Here is a 14,534-nt window from a genome sequence, read left to right on the forward strand (position 1 = left end):
GACGCTACTTGCCAGCGGCCTTGCCGGCGGCCAGTTGGTTCGACAATTCATCAAGACGGGCGAGAAGTCCGGCCGATCCCTTGTCGCGCAGGATCGACAGATATTGCGAACGCTGGGTGGCTAATTCGCTGACCGAGCCTTCGTAATAGACATCGACGATGCGAAATCCGTCGGCCGAGGGCTGGACGCGATAGGAAATGGAGACCGGTTTGTCCGAAGTGCGAACGATCTGGCTGCTGATCATGACGCCCTGGGCGGGCGGCGGCAGCGCCTCGGCGCCCAGCGTCTCGAAGCGCTCGCCTGAAAACCCCGTTAGGCGCGCCGCATAGGTCGAAGCCGACATGCGGCTGTAGGCTTTGACGATTTTCGCTTTCTCGTCATCGGAGAAAGAACCCCAATGGCTTCCCGAAGCGATGCGGGCCATTTCGGAGAAGGCGTAATTCTTCTCCAATGCGGGCGCCAGCTTGGCGTAACGGGCCTGGAAATCCTGACCGGCCTGGGCGGCCTTCATCGCTTCCAGCATGGTCTGATGGAGGGCTTCGACCACAGCCTTGGCCTGGTCCAGGGACTGGGCGAAAGCCGGTGTGAGGGGAGCCAGGAGAAAGGACAGAAGGGCCAGAACAAGAATGCGTTTCATTGAGTTTTGCCTCCAGAAAGAAACTTTGAGCTTCATAGCACGCTCCCCAGTGCTGACAAAAGCCTCCCTGTGTACCATATTATCGTGGTAATATCGCTTTTTAATCCAAGAACCCCGACGGAGTAGGTAATCTATGGTTGATACTGGGCTGGCTGACATTGTGCTCACCGAGAGCGCCGCCGAGCGCGTCCGCATCCTGATCGAAGGCGAGGGCAATCCGGCTCTCAAATTGCGCCTTTCGGTGCAGGGTGGCGGCTGTTCTGGATTTTCCTACGGCATAACCTTGGATGCCGAAACCCAGCAAGGCGATTCGGTGCTCGAAAGCCACGGCGTCCAGATCGTGATCGACGACGCATCGCTTGACCTGTTGCGGGGGACCGAGGTCGATTTCGTCGAAGACCTGTCCGGTTCGTCTTTCGTGCTTCGCAATCCCAACGCATCCTCGACCTGCGGTTGCGGGAATTCCTTTTCCGTTTAGGTCGTTCTAGAATAATTGATCAAGGGGAGGGGGGCCGTGCCCGTGCTGGCCACCTGGAACGTCAATTCCATTCGCGCCCGCTTGCCATTGGTTCTTGAATGGACCGGGCGGGTGCGTCCGGATGTGCTTTTGTTTCAGGAAATCAAGACGGAGGCCTCCGGTTTTCCGGAAATGGAATTCCGCTCGCTGGGCTATCAGTCGCTGGTGGTGGGGCAGAAAAGCTATAACGGCGTGGCTCTGTTGTCGCGTTTGCCGATTCACCCCGTCATGACCAGCCTGCCGGGCGACGAGGCCGACGCCCAGGCCCGCTACGTTGAAGCGGACGTGGCGGGGATTCGGGTGATTGGGCTTTACCTTCCCAATGGCAATCCAATCGGCGCCGAGAAATTCGCCTATAAGCTGGCTTGGATGGATCGTTTGATCGCCAGGGCCAAGGCGCTGCTGGCCGAGGGCGTTCCCTTCCTGATGGCGGGCGATTTCAACGTCATTCCCACGGATGACGACGTTTACGATCCCAAGGCTTTTGCCAACGATGCGCTGACGCAGCCAGAAACGCGGCGCAAATGGCGCACCTTGTTGAATCTGGGGCTGTACGACGCGTTCTCCCTCAGCCATCCCGACGCCAGACGGGCCTGGACTTTCTGGGATTATCAAGCCGGGGCTTGGCCGCGCGATCTGGGCTTGCGCATCGACTTCTTCTTGCTGTCGCCACGGCTGGTCGACAAGCTGCAAGGCTGCGGCATCGACCGCGAACCCAGGGCGTTGGAAAAGGCATCCGACCATACGCCGGTTTGGTGCCGCCTGGAGGATGGGCCATGATCGCTCGCCTTCGGATGTTGTCGTTGCTGCTTTTCCTGCCGCTGGTGGCCATTCCAAGCCGAGCCGACGAGAATGTTCCCCCCCAGTCCGTGCGCATCGGCGTTGCGGCCATCAATGGCAACGAGGACGCCTTGCGGACTTGGTCGCCGCTGGCGGCTGAACTGGAAACCGCGTTGGCGGGCACGAAATTCTCCATCGTCCCCTTAAGCTACGGCGACGTGGAAAAGGAATTGCAAGACAACAAGGTCGATTTTCTTCTTCTGGGGCCTGCCTATTACGTCGATCTGGAAGTGCGCCGGGGCATCAGCCGCCTAGCCACCCTGGTGCGCTCGACGAAATCCGGCCCCTTGCACAGCTTGGGTGGCGTGGTTTTGACGCGCGCCGACAGAAAGGACATAACGACCCCCCTGGATTTGAAGGGCAGGACCGTCTCGGCGACGGGTGAACTGGCGCTGGGTGGTTGGCTGTCGGTCATGCAGGAATTCAGGCAACTGGGTCTTGATCGAAAGTTCTTCAAGAAGGTCTTGCAGGCTCCGACCTATGAAGATGCCGTGATGGACGTGCAGGAAGGCAATGCCGATGCCGCTTTCGTGCGTACTGGCACTTTGGAACAATTGATTGAAGACGGGCGGATCGCGCCGTCTGAAATGCGAGTATTGCGCTTCGCCTCGACGCCGACAGGTTTTCCCTTGGCGATCAGCACGCGCGCCTATCCGGAATGGGCGTTCGCCAAAGCCTTGAACACATCGGATCTATTGGCCAAGCGGGTTGCCGTGGCCCTGCTGTCTTTGCCCCCTCGGGCGCGACTGAAAAAGACTGCGGGTATCGAGGGCTTTACCGTGCCGCTTGATTACGCGCCGGTGCATGATCTGTTGCGCGCCCACAAACTGGGGCCTTATGCGCTAAACAAGAACCAGACCATGTTGGAACTGCTGGAAGAACATGCCGTCTGGGTCATGGGCGGCGGTTTGCTGTTGCTGGTTTTCAGCGCCGCCGCCATGGGCATGGCGATGATCAACCGCCGCTTGGCGCAATCGCGCCTCGATATGCTAAGACTGCGAGATCAGTTGGAACATACGGTTTCGGAGCGCACGCGCGACCTTGAAGCCGAGGTCGAACGGCGCAAGCAGGCCGAGTTGGACCGCAAGGAAGAAGCCCAAAGAGTCAAGGTTTCCCTGGTCCAGACCGTAAAGGCCGTCGCCTTGACCGTGGAAATGCGCGATCCCTACATGTCGGGCCATCAGCAGCGCGTGGCCGTTCTGGCAAAGGCCATCGCCCAGGAAATGAAACTGGCTCCGGATGTCGTGGAATGCATCTATTTGGCGGGGCTGGTGCATGACATCGGCATGATTTACGTTCCTAGCGAAATCACCAACCGGCCAGGTCCATTAAGCGATCTCGAATTCGAAATCGTCAAAAGCCACCCCCTTATCGGTTTTGACATCATGTCGACGGTCGATTTGCCCTGGCCGATTGCCCAAGCCGTGCTCAATCATCATCGTTTCTTGGATGGCGAGGGCTATCCGCAAAAGCCTGGCGAGGACATCCCGCTGGAATCCCGCGTCTTGTGCGTTGCCGATATCGTCGAGGCCATGTGTTCGCACAGACCCTATCGGCCCCCGCTGCCCCTGGAAAAAGCCTTGGCCTTCATCGATGAGGGGCGGGGCGTTCGCTTTGATGCCGAGGTCGTCGATGCCTGCAAGCGCGTGATGGAGACCCATGGGGTCCTGATCTGGCAGTAACAAATTACATTCTTAGGCTGTTCAACCTCCTTCCATTAGGCTATATGCATAAAAAAACAGGCGGCGCAAAAAGCCGCCTGGGATGGAAAGAGCGAGAGGAGACGGCGAAATGACGTGGAATGCCAGGGTGTTGCTGGCTGCGTTGGCGTGGGCTGGGCTGTTTTTGGGCAGTGCCGTCGCCTCCGAGACGTCTGTTGGGCAGGCTATCGACAAGGCCGCGACGGAAATTCGGCCCGCCATTGAGAACAGTCGCTGCCTGCGCTGCCATGGCGACCATGAAGACAAGTTCACCCTCCGTCCGGACGGGACCCAACAGAACATCTTCATAGAAAACAGCGTTCTGGAACTGAGCGTGCATGGCAAGGTGGCCTGCACCGGCTGCCATAGCGATGTCGTGAAGCTGCCGCACGCCAAACCCCTGGCTAAAAGCATTTCCTGCGTTTCTTGCCACAAGCAGGAGTGGGACAAGGTCAAGGACTCGCCTGATCCCAAGCATGAGCGTTTGGGGCTGGTTATGCGCCAGACCGAGGATTATCTGCATTCGGCCCATGCCAAACCCAGGGGACAAGACCAGTCCAGGGTCAACGCCTCTTGCTACGATTGCCACGACGCCCACGCCATCGGCGCTCCCGGCGAGGCCCAGCGGGTCTTGCACCGTCTGAAGAATCCCGAAGTTTGTGGGCGATGCCATGTGAAGGAAAAAACCGACTATCTGGCATCCGTTCATGGCAAGGCGATCACCGAGAAGAAAGACGACAAGTCGGCCGTCTGTTCCGATTGCCACACCATGCACGCCATCGGCTCGCCCAAGAACGATCCGGTCAAGCTGGCGATCACGCAAAATTGCGGCGATTGCCATAAAGAGGCGCAGAAAACTTATCTGGCCTCCTATCACGGTCAGGTCAACCGGCTGGGATACACCAACACCGCCAAATGCTTCGATTGTCACGGCGGGCACGGCATTCAGAAAAGTGACGATCCCACCTCGCGCCTGCATGCCGACAACCGTCTGAAGATCTGCGAAACCTGCCACAAGAACGTCACGCCCGGTTTCGCCAGTTTCCAGGCCCATGGCAATCCCCAGGACCCCAAGAAATATCCCGCCCTTTACTGGGCCAATCTGTTCATGCAGACCCTGATCATCAGCGTCATGGCGTTCTTCTGGGGCCATGTTCTGTTGTGGCTGTATCGCGAGTTGATGGACAGGCGCAAGGGGATCGGCTACGTCGAGAATCTGGATCAGCCTGAAACCGTCTATTTCCGCCGTTACAGCGCGACTTGGCGTTGGATACACCTGCTTTTCGCCGTCGCCACCATGGTGCTGGCGCTGACGGGCACCACGCTGCTTTTCTCGCATACGGATTGGGCTAAGACCATCGTCGCCTTCATTGGCGGCCCCAAGGCGGAAGCCATCATCCACCGCACCGCGGCCACGATCTGGATCTCTATTTTCCTGGTCCATCTCGCCATCGCTTGCGTCAACATCTGGCGCAACCGCAAAACCTTCAAGTGGTTCGGCTATTCGTCGATGCTGCCCAACATGAAGGACGTGCATGACGTGCTGAACATGTTCCGCTGGTTCTTCGGTCTGGGGCCGCGCCCGGAATTCGACCGCTGGACCTATTGGCAGAAGTTCGACTACTGGGCGCCGTTCTGGGGTGCCGCCATCATCGGCGTTTCCGGCATGGTGTTGTTCCTGCCCACCTTGACGGCTTCCTTCCTGCCGGGCTGGGTGTTCAACATCGCCACTCTGGTTCATGCCGAGGAAGCGCTTCTGGCGACGGTGTTCCTGAACACGGTGCATTTCTTCAACGTGCATTTCAGGCCCAGCCGTTTCCCGATGAGCACGACCATTTTCACCGGCGCCATTCCGCTCGACGAATTCAAGCACGATCACAGGATCGAGTATGAACGTCTGAAAGCCAGTGGCGAGTTGGAAAAGCATCTGGTCAAGCGCATCTCGCGTCGCGTGGACATGGCCTCGACTTTCGCGGCCAGCGTCCTGATCGTGGCGGGGTTGACGCTTCTGACCCTGGTGCTTATCGGCCGCGTTACCATGCCTTGATGGAGAGAGCGATGCGTAGGATTTTCCTGGTTCTTGCTCTGGCCTGCCTTTCCGGCGCGGCACAGGCGCGCACGGACGTCAACATCCTGGCCCGCACCTGCAACAACTGCCATGGCGTGGGAGGGGTCAGCGCCGGCGCCTCCATGCCCTCCATCGGCGGGCTGCAGCGCGATTACCTGCGGCGCGTCATGAAACAGTGGAAATACGACGAGCGCAGCGCCATCACCATGAGTCGCATCGTCAAAGGCTTCAGCGACGACGAAATCGACGCGCTGGCCGATTATTTCGCGAAACAGCCTTGGACGCCGGTCGTGCAAAAGACGTCGCCCGAAGCGATGGACAAGGGTTTGGCGACGGTTTCCAAAATCTGCACCGACTGCCACGGCAAGGCCGGATCGGACCCCGACGTGGATGCGCCCAATCTGAACGGCCAATGGGCGAGATATATGGAACTCGAGCTGGAAAAATACCGTAGCGGCGAGTTCAAGATGCCGCATCGCAAGATGAAAAAGGCGATCCATGAAGCGACCCCGGCGGATGCCGCCGCCGCCGCTCGCTATTTCGGCGCTCAGAGCAAGTAAGGAAAGCCCATGTCCTCGATCGATCGCCGCAATTTCCTAAAGACCTTGACCGCCGCAGCGGGCGCTTCCGTTCTTAGCGTACCCAAGGCTTGGTCCGCATCAGCCGTCAAAGCTCGGGTCGTGGTTATCGGCGGCGGCTTCGGCGGCGCCACGGCAGCCCGCTATCTGCGCATGCTCGATCCTGGCATCGAGGTGACGTTGATCGAGCGGGGAACGCGCTATACCTCGTGCCCCTTGTCCAACGAAGTCCTTTCCGGGTCGCGCGACATCAAAAGCCTGCAGGCAGGTTATCAGGGGTTGGCGCGTCGCGGCGTTCAGGTCGTGCACAATGAGGTGACCCAGGTCGATCCCGTCGGCAAGAAGGTGAGCACGGCGGAAGGCAACAGCTTTTCCTATGACGCCCTGGTGATGGCCCCCGGCGTCGATTTCGACTATGGCGCCTTCAAGGGGCTGACCGCCGAGATTTCGGAAACGCGCTTGCCGCACGCTTGGAAGGCCGGACCGCAAACTTTGCTGTTGAAGCAGCAGCTTGAGGCCATGCCCGATGGCGGCCGTTTCATCATCGTCGTGCCCAAGGGGCCGTTTCGCTGCCCGCCCGGCCCTTACGAGCGCGCCGCCCAGGTGGCGATGTATTGCCAGCATCACGGCAAGAAAAAGTCCAAAATCCTGATTCTCGATTCCAACGATAGCTTCTCCAAGCGCCCCCTGTTCGAAGAAGCCTGGAAGGCGCTTTACGGTTATGGCCAGGGCGGCATGATCGAATGGGTGGCGGCGGCCAATGGCGGCAAGGTTGAACAGGTCGATCCCGGCGCCATGGTCTGCCTGAACGGTTTCGACGAGTTCAAAGGCAATGTCATCAATGTCATTCCGCCGCATCGCGCAGGCAAGATTGCCCGCGACGCGGGACTGGCCAATTTCAAGGACGCCTGGTGCGCCGTTAAGCCCGAGAATATGGAATCGACGGCCCACAAGGATGTCTATGTCATCGGCGACGCCTGCGTGGGCGGCGACTTGGCCGGCAACAACGCTTTTCCGAAATCGGCGCATATGGCCAATTCCCAGGCCAAGATCGTGGCCGCCAGCCTTGTGGCGAAGATCAACGGCCAACCGGCGCCGACGCCCATCTATACCAACACCTGCTACAGCGTGGTGGCCCATGATTGGGGTTTCTCGGTCGTGCATCTGTTCCGGGTTGAGAACGGGCAGTGGGTCTATATCAAGGAAGGCAGCGGCATATCGCCGGTGACTTTCGGCACCAAGGAAGCGCCGCGCCCGGTCCCACGTATCTACCGCAAGATGGAAGTGGATTATGCCGACGGCTGGTTGCGCAACATCCTGTCCGACGGCTTTTCATGATCAATGAATCAGGGTTGATGCGTTCGTTCTAATTTTCATTGTCTTGACCGTCATCAAAGATGACGGGGTCTTCCGAGTATAGTTTTTACACTCAATAAAAACTGTGCCAGGAAAAGGATACGGCAATGAATTTTGGGATCGGGAAGCGTTTGTGGATCGGTTTCGGCGTCTTATGCCTTCTCTTGGGCTTGGTCACCGGCTTTGTCGTCTATGAGGTCCGCCAGATCGATACAGCCAGCGAACGCATGTACACATTGCGCATGCCGGTCGCCGAGACCAGTTCCTCGATCAAGACGCAGCTTTACGTTTCCTTGGCCGCTTTGCGTGGCTATATGCTGACCGGCAACCAGCAGTTCAAGGATGGACGCGCCGAAGCCTGGGCGACGATGACGGTTCTTAGCGGCGAGATGGACAAGCTGGCCGTTCGCTTCACCAACAAGAAAAACGCCGAGATGTGGGCTTCGGCCAAGTCCTTGTTGGCCGATCTGCGCCAGGCGCAGGACGATGCCGAGGCCTTGTCGGCGACCGATCCCAAGGGGGCGCTTGGCGTATTGACCGAACGCGCCCTGCCCAGGGTGGCCAAGCTGGTCGATCTGATCGACGGAGAAAGGGATAGCGGCGGGAAAAGGACAGGCGGCATCGTTGCCGACCAGCGCAGGCTGCTGGAAGCCGATACCGGGGCGGTGGCTTCCATGGTCTCGCAGTTGAACTGGGTTGCCTGGATATCGCTGCTGCTGGGGCTGGGCCTGGCGGGCGTCATCGCCTGGATCACCTCGCGTTCCATCGTGCCACCCTTGGTGCAGATGACCTCCGCCATGGATCAGTTGGCGGGCGGCAATCTGTCCGTCACCATTCCGGACAGCCAGCGCCAGGATGAAATCGGCGCCATGGCCAAGGCCATGCATATTTTCCGTTCGAATCTGGCGCGCCAGCGCGAGCTTGAAGCCGAGCAGGAAACCCAACGGGCCGCCAGAGAACAGCGCGCCAAACATATCGAGACCATCACCGCCGGTTTCGATCAAGAGGCCACGGGACGCGTGCAGGCGGTGTCGGGTGCGGCCCGGCAGATGAATGTGACGGCGCAGGGACTGTCGGCGACCGCCGATCAAACCAGCCGTCAGGCGACGGCGGTTTCGGCGGCGGCCGAGGAGGCCAGCACGAATGTGCAGACCGTGGCGGCGGCGGCCGAGGAATTGTCCAGTTCGATCGACGAAATCACCCGTCAGGTGACGACCAGTTCGCGCATTTCCGCCCAGGCCATGGAAGAGGCGGGCAAGACGCAGGAAATCATGAACGGCCTTACGGAAGCCGCCAGCCGCATCGGCGAAGTGGTGCATCTGATCAACGACATCGCCAGCCAGACCAATTTGCTGGCCTTGAACGCGACGATTGAGGCGGCCAGGGCGGGCGAGGCGGGCAAGGGATTCGCCGTGGTCGCCAACGAGGTCAAAAGCCTGGCCAATCAAACCGCCAAGGCGACCGACGAAATCACGTTGCAGATCGCTTCCGTGCAACAGCAGACCCAGCAGGCGGCTCAGGCCATTCAGGGGATCGTCGGCGTCATCAATCAGATCGGCGAGATCGCCTCTGGCATCGCCAGCGCCATGGAGGAGCAATCGGCGGCCACCAATGAAATCGCCCGCAATGTCGAGCAGGCGGCGGCGGGAACCCGCGAAGTGACCGACAATGTGACCGGCGTTCAGGAGGCGGCGGGGCAGACCGGCGAGGCCGCATCGTCGGTTCTGACGGCGGCTCGTGACCTGTCCGAACAGTCCGACCATCTGAGCCAAGCGGTACGCCACTTCCTGGATGCGGTGAAAAGCGCCTGATCTCCTGGAAAACGGCGGCCAGACGTGCTATCCAGCCTTTGCAACATGAGCGAGGGATGGACCATGCGCCGCAAGCTGATCGCCGGAAACTGGAAGATGAACGGCCTGTTGGCCGATGGCGTGGCCCTGGCCGCCGGCGTGGCCGAATTGGCCAAGCCTCGCAGCCACAAGTGCGACATCCTGATCTGCCCCCCTTTCACGCTGCTGGTCGAGGCTGTGCGCGCCGTGGCCGGTTCGCCGGTCGCCGTGGGCGGTCAGGATTGCCACCCCAAGGTTTCAGGCGCCCATACTGGCGACGTGTCGGCCCAGATGCTGACCGATCTGGGGTGCCGTTACGTTATCCTGGGCCATTCCGAGCGCCGCGCCGATCATGGCGAATCGGACGCTCTGGTCAAGGCCAAGGCCCAGGCGGCCCTTGTCGCCAATCTGACGCCCATCGTCTGCGTGGGAGAGACCGAGGCCCAGCGCGATTCGGGCAAAACGCTCGAGATCGTGGCCGGTCAGTTGAAAGGCTCGCTGCCCGATGGCGGCGCGGCTGAAAAGGTCGTCATCGCCTATGAACCCGTCTGGGCCATCGGCACCGGTCGCACGCCGACCCTGGAGGAGGTTCAGGAGGTCCATGCCATGATCCGGCGCGAGTCGGGCCTGGGCCAAGGGGTGCGAATCCTGTATGGCGGCTCGATGAAGCCCTCGAACGCCAAGGAATTGCTGGCTTTGCCCGACGTGGACGGCGGTTTGATCGGCGGCGCCAGCCTGAAAGTCGAAGATTTCTGGGCTATCGCAACGGCTTGTCCCTGAATTCGCACAAACCCCTAGCCAAAGCCGGATCGGGGTATTAAAACGGCACAACTCAAGGCTTTCGGTGTCGTCATGGAAAACGTTCTTCTGGTCATTCATCTGTTGCTTGCCATCGGTTTGGTTGGCGTCATCCTTTTGCAAAAAAGCGAGGGCGGCGTGCTGGGCATGGGTGGCGGCGGCGGCGGGTTCATGACTGGCCGCTCGGCAGGCAACTTGCTGACCCGCACCACGGCGATTCTGGCTACCGGCTTCATCCTGACCAGCCTGGGACTGGCCCTGATCGCCAACAGCAAACGGGTCGACCGTTCGATCATGGATCAGCCTGCCGCCACGCAGGAAGCTCCGGCGGCTTTGCCCGCACCGGCCAAGCCGGTGGAACCTTCCGCTCCCGTCGCGCGCTGAGGGCTTCATGACGGAGCCCAAAAAACCCCGCTTCATCTTCATCACGGGCGGGGTCGTCTCCTCGCTTGGCAAGGGTCTGGCTTCAGCGGCGCTGGGCGCGCTGTTGCAGGCCAGGGGGCTTAAGGTCCGCCTGCGCAAGCTGGACCCTTATCTCAATGTCGATCCGGGGACCATGAGTCCCTATCAGCATGGCGAGGTCTACGTTACCGACGACGGCGCCGAGACCGATCTCGACCTTGGCCATTACGAGCGCTTCACCGGCGTCTCGTCGCGCCAAAGCGACAACATCACCACCGGGCGCATCTATTCCACCGTGATCGCCAAGGAACGGCGCGGCGACTATCTGGGCGCCACCGTGCAGGTGATTCCGCACGTCACCGACGCCATCAAGGAATTCGTGCTGTCCGACACCGGCGACGCCGATTTCATCTTGTGCGAAATCGGCGGCACGGTCGGCGATATCGAAGGATTGCCTTTCCTGGAAGCCATCCGCCAGTTGGGCAACGAGTTGGGGCGCGAGCGGACCATGTTCGTGCATCTGACCTTGCTGCCCTATATCCCCACGGCGGGCGAGTTGAAGACAAAGCCGACACAGCATTCCGTCAAGGAACTGCTTTCTGTGGGCATTCAGCCCGACATGCTGATGTGCCGCGCCGACCGTCCCATTCCGGCGGGCGAGAAGCGCAAGATAGCACTTTTTTGCAACGTGCGCCCCGAAGCGGTGGTGCCTGCGCTCGATGTCGACAATATCTATCAGGTGCCGATCAGCTATCACGAAGAAGGCATGGACCGCGCTGTGCTGCAGCATTTCGGCATGGACGACGGCAAGGAGCCGGACTTGTCCCGCTGGTGCGGCATCACCAATATCGTTCGCCATCCAGAGGGCGAGGTCACCATCGCCGTCGTCGGCAAATACACCGTGCTGCTCGATGCCTATAAGTCGCTCTCCGAAGCGCTGACCCATGGCGGCATCGCCAACAATGTGAAGGTGAAGCTGGATTGGCTGGATGCCTCGATCTTCGAGACCGAGGAAGGGGCGCTTCAGCGCCTGGAAGGCGTTCATGGCATTCTGGTGCCGGGCGGCTTTGGCGAGCGCGGCACCGAAGGCAAGATCGCGGCGGCGCAATTCGCCCGCGAGCACAATGTTCCCTATTTCGGCATCTGTTTCGGCATGCAGATGGCGGTGATCGAGGCGGCGCGCCATCTGGCTGGCCATCCCGACGCCTCCTCGACCGAGTTCGGCCCAGCCAGCGAGCCGGTGGTCGGTCTGATGACCGAATGGATGAAGGGCAACCAGTTGGAAGTGCGCCGTCTGGGCGGCGACCTGGGCGGCACCATGCGCCTGGGCGCTTTCGAATGCCATCTGAAGCCGGGATCGAAAGCGCGCGAAATTTACGGCGCCGACGTGATCTTCGAGCGCCATCGTCACCGCTATGAAGTGAACCTGAACTACAAGGACGATCTTGAGAAGGCGGGATTGTTGTTCTCGGGCATGTCGCCCGACGGCCTGCTGCCCGAGATCGTGGAGATCCCCAACCATCCCTGGTTCGTCGGCGTGCAGTTCCATCCCGAACTGAAAAGCCGCCCGTTCGAGCCGCATCCCTTGTTCACCTCGTTCATCGCGGCCGCCGTGGCGCAAAGCCGATTGGTGTAATCATGATCCGTCACGTCGCTGTCGGGAACGTGACCTTCGGCAACGATTTGCCGCTGGCCCTGATCGCCGGTCCCTGCCAGATGGAAAGCCGCGATCACGCCATGGAATGCGCCGAGGCGTTGGCGGGCATGACGGCTGACTTGGGCATCGGCCTGATCTTCAAGGCGTCCTATGACAAGGCCAACCGCACATCAGTGTCGGGGCAACGCGGCATGGGCATGGACAAAGCGCTGCCGGTCTTCGCCGAGATCAAGCAGAAGTTCGGCTGCCCCGTGCTGACTGACATTCACGAAACCATTCACGCGGCCCCGGTGGCCGAAGTGGTGGATGTGCTGCAAATCCCCGCCTTTCTGTGCCGCCAGACCGATCTGTTGCTGGCAGCGGGCCAAACCGGGCGCGTGGTCAATGTGAAGAAGGGCCAGTTTCTGGCGCCTTGGGACATGGCCAATGTGGCGGCCAAGGTGGCCAGCACCGGCAACGGCAACATTCTTTTAACGGAACGCGGCGCCAGCTTCGGCTATAACACGCTTGTGGTCGATTTTCGCGGCATTCCCATCATGGAGCGCACCGGTTATCCGGTCGTTTTCGACGCCACTCACGCCGTGCAATCGCCGGGCGGGCAGGGCAACGCCTCGGGCGGCGACCGCAGCATGGTGCCGCCGCTGGCCCGCGCCGCCGTCGCCATCGGCGTGGCCGGACTGTTCATCGAATGCCATCCCGATCCCGATCATGCGCCCAGCGATGGCCCCAACATGATCGCGCTTAGGGATATGCCCAAGCTGCTTTCGAATTTGCTAGCCTTCGACAGAATCGCCAAACAAGGAGATGCGTCATGACCGCCATTATCGATATTCACGCCCGCGAGATTCTTGATTCGCGCGGCAATCCCACCGTCGAGGTGGATGTCATTCTGGAGTCCGGCGCTTTCGGGCGCGCCGCCGTTCCCTCGGGCGCGTCGACCGGCGCTCACGAGGCTTGCGAGTTGCGCGACGGCAACAAGAAGCGCTATGGCGGCAAGGGCGTGTTGAAGGCCGTGGAATCCGTGAATGGCGAAATCTACGACGCGCTGTCGGGCATGGACGGCGAAGATCAGGTCGCCATCGACCGCACGATGATCGAGCTGGACGGCACCAAGAACAAGAAGCGTCTGGGCGCCAACGCCATTCTGGGCGTGTCGCTGGCGGTGGCCAAGGCGGCGGCCGAAGAGGCCGGATTGCCGCTGTACCGCTATGTCGGCGGCACGTTCGCCCGCACGCTGCCGGTGCCGATGATGAACATCATCAATGGCGGCGCGCATGCCGATAACCCCATCGACATTCAGGAATTCATGATCCTGCCGGTGGGCGCCCCCACTTGCGCCGAGGCCATCCGCTATGGCGCCGAAGTGTTCCATGCCCTGAAGGGCGAGTTGAAGAAAGCTGGCCACAGCACCAATGTCGGCGACGAGGGCGGCTTTGCGCCCAATCTGAAAAGCGCCGAGGAAGCGCTCGACTTCATCATGAAGGCGATAGCCACGGCTGGCTTCAAGCCCGGCAAGGATGTGGTGCTGGGTCTCGACTGCGCTTCCAGCGAGTTCTTCAAGAACGGCAAATATGAAATGGTAGGCGCCAAGAAAAGCTATGACGCCAAAGGGCTGGTCGGCTTCTATGAAAAGCTGGTCAAAGCCTATCCCATCGTCTCCATCGAGGACGGCTGCGCCGAAGACGATTGGGCGGGGTGGAAACTCTTGACCGAGAAGCTGGGCGGCATGGTTCAGCTGGTGGGCGACGATTTGTTCGTGACCAACCCCGAGCGTCTGGGCGAGGGGATCAAGAAGGGGATCGGCAATTCGATCCTGGTCAAGGTCAACCAAATCGGTTCGCTGTCGGAAACCTTGGAAGCTGTCGAGATGGCCCACAAGGCGGGCTATACGGCGGTGATGAGCCATCGTTCCGGCGAGACCGAAGATTCCACCATCGCTGATTTGGCCGTGGCCACCAATTGCGGACAGATCAAAACTGGTTCGCTGTCGCGTTCGGATCGCATGGCGAAATACAATCAGCTGATCCGCATCGAGGAAGAGTTGGGTGGTGCCGCCAAATATCCCGGTATCGGCGCTTTCAAGCGCTAAGAATTTTACGTATTCGCATGAAGGGGAGCGTTATCGGCGCTCCCCTTTTTCGTTCAGACAGAA

Annotated in this window: 13 protein-coding genes; 12 read left to right on the forward strand and 1 reads right to left on the reverse strand. The window is 60.4% G+C overall.

Annotated elements, in window-relative coordinates; genetic code table 11:
- Positions 1 to 4: 4 nt before the first annotated feature.
- A complete protein-coding gene (locus HQL44_00175; GenBank protein ID MBF0266983.1) occupies positions 5 to 637 on the reverse strand; it encodes an ABC transporter substrate-binding protein in 633 nt (210 codons plus the stop codon).
- Positions 638 to 770: 133 nt separating this feature from the next.
- On the opposite strand from HQL44_00175, the gene erpA reads away from it, so the two are divergent.
- The 12 genes from erpA to eno all read left to right on the forward strand — a co-directional run bounded on the left by erpA (position 771) and on the right by eno (position 14,471).
- Positions 771 to 1,115: an iron-sulfur cluster insertion protein ErpA gene (erpA, locus tag HQL44_00180; protein ID MBF0266984.1), complete on the forward strand. Its 345-nt coding sequence runs from the start codon at positions 771 to 773 to the stop codon at positions 1,113 to 1,115.
- A gap of 36 nt (positions 1,116 to 1,151) precedes the next feature.
- The gene (xth, locus tag HQL44_00185; protein MBF0266985.1) at positions 1,152 to 1,934 is read left to right on the forward strand and encodes an exodeoxyribonuclease III; all 783 of its coding nucleotides are present in this window, start codon (positions 1,152 to 1,154) and stop codon (positions 1,932 to 1,934) included.
- The gene (locus HQL44_00190; protein ID MBF0266986.1) at positions 1,931 to 3,676 is read left to right on the forward strand and encodes a PhnD/SsuA/transferrin family substrate-binding protein; all 1,746 of its coding nucleotides are present in this window, start codon (positions 1,931 to 1,933) and stop codon (positions 3,674 to 3,676) included. The genes xth and HQL44_00190 overlap by 4 nt, the downstream gene beginning before the upstream one ends.
- Before the next feature lie 109 nt (positions 3,677 to 3,785).
- Positions 3,786 to 5,741, forward strand: coding sequence for a cytochrome C (locus HQL44_00195; protein ID MBF0266987.1), 1,956 nt, complete (start codon positions 3,786 to 3,788; stop codon positions 5,739 to 5,741).
- Positions 5,742 to 5,752: 11 nt separating this feature from the next.
- On the forward strand, positions 5,753 to 6,322 hold the full coding sequence (locus tag HQL44_00200) for a c-type cytochrome (protein MBF0266988.1): 570 nt from the start codon (positions 5,753 to 5,755) through the stop codon (positions 6,320 to 6,322).
- Between the two features lie 9 nt (positions 6,323 to 6,331).
- Complete coding sequence (locus HQL44_00205) at positions 6,332 to 7,678, forward strand: FAD-dependent oxidoreductase (GenBank protein MBF0266989.1); 1,347 nt, start codon at positions 6,332 to 6,334, stop codon at positions 7,676 to 7,678.
- A gap of 125 nt (positions 7,679 to 7,803) precedes the next feature.
- Positions 7,804 to 9,507 (forward strand): methyl-accepting chemotaxis protein, encoded by a 1,704-nt coding sequence (locus HQL44_00210; protein MBF0266990.1) that lies wholly within the window; start codon positions 7,804 to 7,806, stop codon positions 9,505 to 9,507.
- Between the two features lie 45 nt (positions 9,508 to 9,552).
- Positions 9,553 to 10,305, forward strand: coding sequence for a triose-phosphate isomerase (locus HQL44_00215; protein ID MBF0266991.1), 753 nt, complete (start codon positions 9,553 to 9,555; stop codon positions 10,303 to 10,305).
- Positions 10,306 to 10,377: 72 nt separating this feature from the next.
- Positions 10,378 to 10,707, forward strand: coding sequence for a preprotein translocase subunit SecG (gene secG, locus HQL44_00220; protein ID MBF0266992.1), 330 nt, complete (start codon positions 10,378 to 10,380; stop codon positions 10,705 to 10,707).
- A 7-nt stretch (positions 10,708 to 10,714) separates the two neighbouring features.
- Positions 10,715 to 12,361: a CTP synthase gene (locus HQL44_00225; protein ID MBF0266993.1), complete on the forward strand. Its 1,647-nt coding sequence runs from the start codon at positions 10,715 to 10,717 to the stop codon at positions 12,359 to 12,361.
- A 2-nt stretch (positions 12,362 to 12,363) separates the two neighbouring features.
- Positions 12,364 to 13,197, forward strand: a complete 834-nt coding sequence (kdsA, locus tag HQL44_00230; GenBank protein ID MBF0266994.1) for a 3-deoxy-8-phosphooctulonate synthase — start codon at positions 12,364 to 12,366, stop codon at positions 13,195 to 13,197.
- Positions 13,194 to 14,471 carry a phosphopyruvate hydratase gene (eno, locus tag HQL44_00235; protein ID MBF0266995.1) on the forward strand — a complete coding sequence of 426 codons (1,278 nt, stop codon included), beginning with the start codon at positions 13,194 to 13,196 and terminating at the stop codon, positions 14,469 to 14,471. The genes kdsA and eno overlap by 4 nt, the downstream gene beginning before the upstream one ends.
- Positions 14,472 to 14,534 lie beyond the last annotated feature (63 nt).

It is taken from the genome of Alphaproteobacteria bacterium, from assembly GCA_015231795.1.
In the GTDB taxonomy this organism is placed as follows: domain Bacteria; phylum Pseudomonadota; class Alphaproteobacteria; order Rhodospirillales; family WMHbin7; genus WMHbin7.

Coding starts and splice junctions, on each gene's coding strand:
- HQL44_00205 (MBF0266989.1), top strand. CDS start 6,332: ATGTCCTCGATCGATCGCCGCAATTTCCTAAAGACCTTGACCGCCGCA.
- secG (MBF0266992.1), top strand. CDS start 10,378: ATGGAAAACGTTCTTCTGGTCATTCATCTGTTGCTTGCCATCGGTTTG.
- HQL44_00195 (MBF0266987.1), top strand. CDS start 3,786: ATGACGTGGAATGCCAGGGTGTTGCTGGCTGCGTTGGCGTGGGCTGGG.
- HQL44_00190 (MBF0266986.1), top strand. CDS start 1,931: ATGATCGCTCGCCTTCGGATGTTGTCGTTGCTGCTTTTCCTGCCGCTG.
- eno (MBF0266995.1), top strand. CDS start 13,194: ATGACCGCCATTATCGATATTCACGCCCGCGAGATTCTTGATTCGCGC.
- kdsA (MBF0266994.1), top strand. CDS start 12,364: ATGATCCGTCACGTCGCTGTCGGGAACGTGACCTTCGGCAACGATTTG.
- HQL44_00225 (MBF0266993.1), top strand. CDS start 10,715: ATGACGGAGCCCAAAAAACCCCGCTTCATCTTCATCACGGGCGGGGTC.
- erpA (MBF0266984.1), top strand. CDS start 771: ATGGTTGATACTGGGCTGGCTGACATTGTGCTCACCGAGAGCGCCGCC.
- HQL44_00215 (MBF0266991.1), top strand. CDS start 9,553: ATGAGCGAGGGATGGACCATGCGCCGCAAGCTGATCGCCGGAAACTGG.
- HQL44_00210 (MBF0266990.1), top strand. CDS start 7,804: ATGAATTTTGGGATCGGGAAGCGTTTGTGGATCGGTTTCGGCGTCTTA.
- HQL44_00175 (MBF0266983.1), bottom strand. CDS start 637: ATGAAACGCATTCTTGTTCTGGCCCTTCTGTCCTTTCTCCTGGCTCCC.
- HQL44_00200 (MBF0266988.1), top strand. CDS start 5,753: ATGCGTAGGATTTTCCTGGTTCTTGCTCTGGCCTGCCTTTCCGGCGCG.